Source organism: Stenotrophomonas sp. HMWF003 (assembly GCF_003061285.1).
Lineage (GTDB): Bacteria > Pseudomonadota > Gammaproteobacteria > Xanthomonadales > Xanthomonadaceae > Stenotrophomonas > Stenotrophomonas maltophilia_AP.
In genome coordinates this window covers 458-4,669 of the sequence record NZ_QAIW01000386.1, presented here as the reverse complement: position 1 = coordinate 4,669, position 4,212 = coordinate 458, and the positions used below count along the sequence as shown (strand labels likewise).

At 66.7% G+C, this 4,212-nt stretch carries 5 protein-coding genes and 1 pseudogene; all 6 read right to left on the bottom strand.

What is annotated here, in order from left to right:
- A pseudogene (locus DBR34_RS16550) lies at positions 1-503 on the bottom strand (radical SAM protein); the annotation flags it as partial.
- A 161-nt stretch (positions 504-664) separates the two neighbouring features.
- Positions 665-1,474, bottom strand: coding sequence for a tol-pal system protein YbgF (ybgF, locus tag DBR34_RS16545; RefSeq protein ID WP_181394053.1), 810 nt, complete (start codon positions 1,472-1,474; stop codon positions 665-667).
- A gap of 3 nt (positions 1,475-1,477) precedes the next feature.
- Positions 1,478-1,996, bottom strand: a complete 519-nt coding sequence (gene pal, locus DBR34_RS16540) for a peptidoglycan-associated lipoprotein Pal (protein ID WP_038686727.1) — start codon at positions 1,994-1,996, stop codon at positions 1,478-1,480.
- 65 nt (positions 1,997-2,061) lie between these two features.
- Entirely contained in the window at positions 2,062-3,381 is a 1,320-nt protein-coding gene (gene tolB / locus DBR34_RS16535; protein WP_128097607.1) for a Tol-Pal system beta propeller repeat protein TolB, read from the bottom strand.
- A gap of 156 nt (positions 3,382-3,537) precedes the next feature.
- Entirely contained in the window at positions 3,538-3,906 is a 369-nt protein-coding gene (locus DBR34_RS16530) for a TonB C-terminal domain-containing protein (protein WP_181394052.1), read from the bottom strand.
- Between the two features lie 46 nt (positions 3,907-3,952).
- On the bottom strand, positions 3,953-4,212 hold a 260-nt coding region (locus DBR34_RS23535), incomplete at its 5' end, for a TonB C-terminal domain-containing protein (protein ID WP_258224028.1).

Here is a 4,212-nt window from a genome sequence, read left to right as displayed (position 1 = left end):
CTGCACAGCACGAACTTGATCTGGTCGCGGCGGGTCAGCAGCGGCAGGTTCTCCAGCCGGTTGCGGGCCATTTCGCCGGACCCGGGGGTCTTCAGGTCCACCACTCGCGAGACGCGGGGGTCGACCGCGCTGACGTCCAGCGCGCCGGAGGTTTCCAGCGACACGTCCAGGCCTGCGTCGCACAGCTTCTCCAGCAGTACCAGGCAGCGTTTCTGCGCCAGCGGCTCGCCGCCGGTCACGCAGACGTGGTGCACGCCCTGGGCCAGCACCTCGGCCACGATCGCATCGATGTCCCACCAGGTACCGCCATGGAAGGCGTAGGCGGTGTCGCAATAGGTGCAGCGCAGCGGGCAGCCGGTCAGGCGCACGAACACGGTCGGCCAGCCGGCGGTATCGGCTTCGCCCTGCAACGAGGTGAAGATCTCGGTGATCTTCAGGCGCGGGAGGGGCGACTGCACGATCTCGCTGGGGAGCGCGGCGGCGGCGGACAGGGAAACGGTCATGGCGGTGATTCTTGGGAATGCGGCATCGGAAACGACAACAGCCGGGCGTGCCCGGCGGTTGATGCAGCGGGGCATATCCCGGCCATTGATGCAGCCGGGCAGAGCCCGGCTCTACGGGGGTGATTATACCGGGGCCGCCTTGGCGGTGCCCGGGCGGCGGTTCAGCGGATCTGCTGGCCCAGCCGGATCGACTGCAGGCGGTCCTGCGCGGTGCGCGCGGCGTCGCTGCCGGGATAGGTGGAGACCACCTGTTCCAGGGTTGCCTGGGCCTGGTCGACCTTGCCTTCGCCATACTGCGACAGGCCGATCTTGAGCAGGCCGCCCGACGCCTTGTCGTGGGTCGGGTAGCGCGAGATGAGGTCGCGGAACTGCGCCTCAGCCAGCGGGAAATTTCGGGTGGCGTAGTAACTCTCGCCCAGCCAGTACAGCGCATTGGGGGCGTAGACGCCGTTGGGGTACAACTCGAGGAAGCTGAGGAACAGCTGCGCGGAGTCGTCGTACTTGCCGGCCTTGAGCGAATTGAAGGCGACGTTGTAAGCCGTGCGCTCCTCACCACTGGCAGCCAGGCTGCCGGCATCGCCATGCACGGAGGGCGGCCGCTCGGAAGCGGCCGTTGCCGGTTTCGGTGCTGCAGCGGCGGGCGCAGGTGCGCTCGCAGCGGGTGCGGCAGGCAGCAGCGGGGCGCCACCTTCCAGTCGGTTCAAGCGGCTGTCCAGGTCCAGGTACTGGTCCTTGGCGGTCTGCTTGAGCTGCTCGTTGTCATGCTGCAACTGCTCCACCTGCGACTGCAGGGCCTGCACCTGGGTGCGAAGCTGGGTGAGCTGGTTGAGCATGTCCATGTTGGACTGGTTGTTCTGGGCCTGCTGCTCAAGCGCGCCAACGCGGTCGGCCAGGCTCTGGCGCTGCGCATTGGCCGGTGCGGCAGCCACGAGGGCTGCCGCAACGATCATCGATAGAAATCGAAAGCGCATCTATTACTGAGCCGTGTACACGATCTCGACGCGACGGTTCTGCGACCAGCAGGACTCGCCCGACTCGGTGCAGACCGGACGCTCTTCGCCGTAGGACACGACGGTCAGCTGCGAAGCCGAACCACCGTTGGCCTGCAGGGCGGAGTTGACGCCGTTGCCACGACGCTCGCCCAGGGCCTGGTTGTACGCGCGCGAACCGCGCTCGTCGGTGTGGCCCTGCAGGGTGATGCGCGAGGACGGACGGTCACGCAGGTACTTGGCGTGGCAGGCCATGATGGCCTGGAATTCCGGCTTCACTTCTTCCTTGTCCAGGTCGAAGTACACCACGCGCTGGCGCAGGCAGGAATCGGTGTCCAGGTCGCCCGGGCCGTACAGGCCGGAGGTCGACGGACCGCTCGGGGTGGTGGTCGAGGAGCCGGTGTCAACCGGGGCTGCCGGCTGTTCCTTCACCTTCTTCGAGCAACCGGCCAGGGCGGCCACGGACAACAGGGAGACAAGCAGAACGCGGGTGGTCTTGTTCATGGCGATACCTTTGAGGCTCCTAAAGCCGGATGTGGGATGAATACGGTGGAAATCTTAACACTCTGTTAGCGCTTTGTACGGTAAGGCGACCAAGAAGGCTCACGTACGTCACCGTCGGCCAAAACCAGCCGCTGGCGCACGCGCGCATCGGCCGAGACGGCGTACAAGACGCCGCGACCACCCTCACGGGCGGCGTACAACACCATGCTCGCGTTGGGCGCAAAGCTCGGCGATTCGTCCAGCGAACCCGGCGACAGCGTGCTCCAGCGCGCCGAACCCAGGCTGCTGTCCATCATCGCGATCTTGTAGGTATTGCCGCTGCCCTGGGCCACCACCAGCTTCTTGCCGTCGAAGGACAGGCTCGGGGTGGCGTTGTAGTTGCCCTGGAAGGTCACGCGCGAGGCGCTGCCGCCACTGGAGGGCACCTGGTAGATCTGCGGGCGGCCGCCACGGTCGGAGGTGAAGTAGACGCTGGACCCGTCGGCGCTCCAGGTCGGCTCGGTGTCGATGGCGAAGTGGTTGGTCAGCTGGGTCAGCTGCTTGCTGCCCAGGTCCATCACGTAGATCTCCGGGTTGCCGCTGCGCGACAGCGACAGGGCCAGGCGGCGGCCGTCCGGGGAGAACGACGGGGCGCTGTTGATGCCGCGGAAGCTGGTGACCAGTTCGCGGGCGCCGGTGGAGATGTTCTGGATGTAGATGGCGGAATTGCCCCGCTCGAAGCTGACGTAGGCCAGGCGGTTGCCATCCGGGCTCCACGACGGCGACAGCAGCGGCTCGGCCGAGCGGACGATGGTCTGCGGGTTGAAGCCGTCCGAATCGGCCACCATCAGCGCATAACGCATGGCATCGCCCTTGCCGCTGGCGGTGACATAGGCGATGCGGGTCCAGAAGGCGCCGCGGACGCCGGTGATCTTCTCGTAGATGGCGTCGGCCATCTGGTGGGCGACGTCGCGCATGGCATTGCCGCGGGCGGTCATCGCCAGGCCCAGCAGGCGCTCGCCCTTGGGCACGTCATACAGCTCGTACTCGACGCGGTAGGCGCCGGCACCGGCGTCCATGACCCGGCCGACCACGATGTAGTTCTGCTTCAGCGCGCGCCAGGTGGCGAACTGGATCTCGCTGCCCCGGGTCGGCTTTTCGACAATCTGCGCTTCCGGCAGGGTGCGGAACTGGCCCGAGCGCTCCAGGTCGGCGCGTACCACGGCGGCGACGTCGGTCTGCGGTGCGCCGGCCGAGCCCTGGTAGGGCATGGGCACCACGGTGATCGGGGTTGCGGACGCATTGCCGCCGATGATGTCGATATCCAGCCCCTTCTGCTGCGCCACGGCAGCAAAGGGCAACAACAGGGCCGCAACAACGGCAAGCCAACGAGGCATTTTCTTCATGGACCACTCAAGGGAAGGAAAACCGGAACGAGGGATAGCAGGACGGCAGTGAACCGTTTCGCAATCATGAACCAACGGTGCGTGAAAGCAGAGTCACCACGGCAAAAAAACTCACATTTCGTTAACGATTGGCATCCCTGCCAGCGTTCCATGGGGTCATGGAGCGGTAAAGCCGATGTTGAGGCTACGGTCGAACACGGCCTCGAAGCCCTTGTAAGGCAACGGCTGGGCGCGCAGTACCGCACGTTCCAGCGCCGCCTTGCCGGCCGCATCGAACTGGCAGGCCGCATCAACCTTGACGCTGACGATCGTTCCGCCCGGCAGCTGGGTGATGGCCACCCGGCAGTGCTGGCCAGACGTCATCGTCGCCGGGGGCAGCCAGGACGCGATGATCCGATCGCGGATCGCCATGGCATAGGCGGTGCGCAGGCTGACCTGGCCCGGCGCCGCGGCGGCATGCGCCTGCCCGGGCCCCAGCAGCACCGGCACCAGCAGGACCACCGCCAACAGGGAAAGCATCTTCATCATGCGGGGCTCTGCGCAGGCAGGGCCCAAGGCCAACGGCCCGGGCTCAGTCCTGCGCGGTGAAGGTGAAATTGATGGTGCGCTGGAAAACCGCCTCGAAGCCCCGGTACGGCAGCGGCTGGGCGTTGCGCACGGCAGCCTCGATGGAGCGGCGGCCGGCCTCGTCGAACGGGCAGTCCGGGCTGACGTTGGCGCTGTTCACGGTGCCACCGGGCAGCTGCTGGATGACGATCTTGCAGCGCTGGCCGAACGGCACGTTGTCCGGGCGGGTCCACGAGGCCAGTACCTTCTGCTGGATCGCGGCGG

What these genes read in the sequence shown, in the direction of transcription:
- ybgF (WP_181394053.1), bottom strand. Translation starts at nt 1,474, where the DNA reads ATGCGCTTTCGATTTCTATCGATGATCGTTGCGGCAGCCCTCGTGGCT.
- pal (WP_038686727.1), bottom strand. Translation starts at nt 1,996, where the DNA reads ATGAACAAGACCACCCGCGTTCTGCTTGTCTCCCTGTTGTCCGTGGCC.
- tolB (WP_128097607.1), bottom strand. Translation starts at nt 3,381, where the DNA reads ATGAAGAAAATGCCTCGTTGGCTTGCCGTTGTTGCGGCCCTGTTGTTG.
- DBR34_RS16530 (WP_181394052.1), bottom strand. Translation starts at nt 3,906, where the DNA reads ATGAAGATGCTTTCCCTGTTGGCGGTGGTCCTGCTGGTGCCGGTGCTG.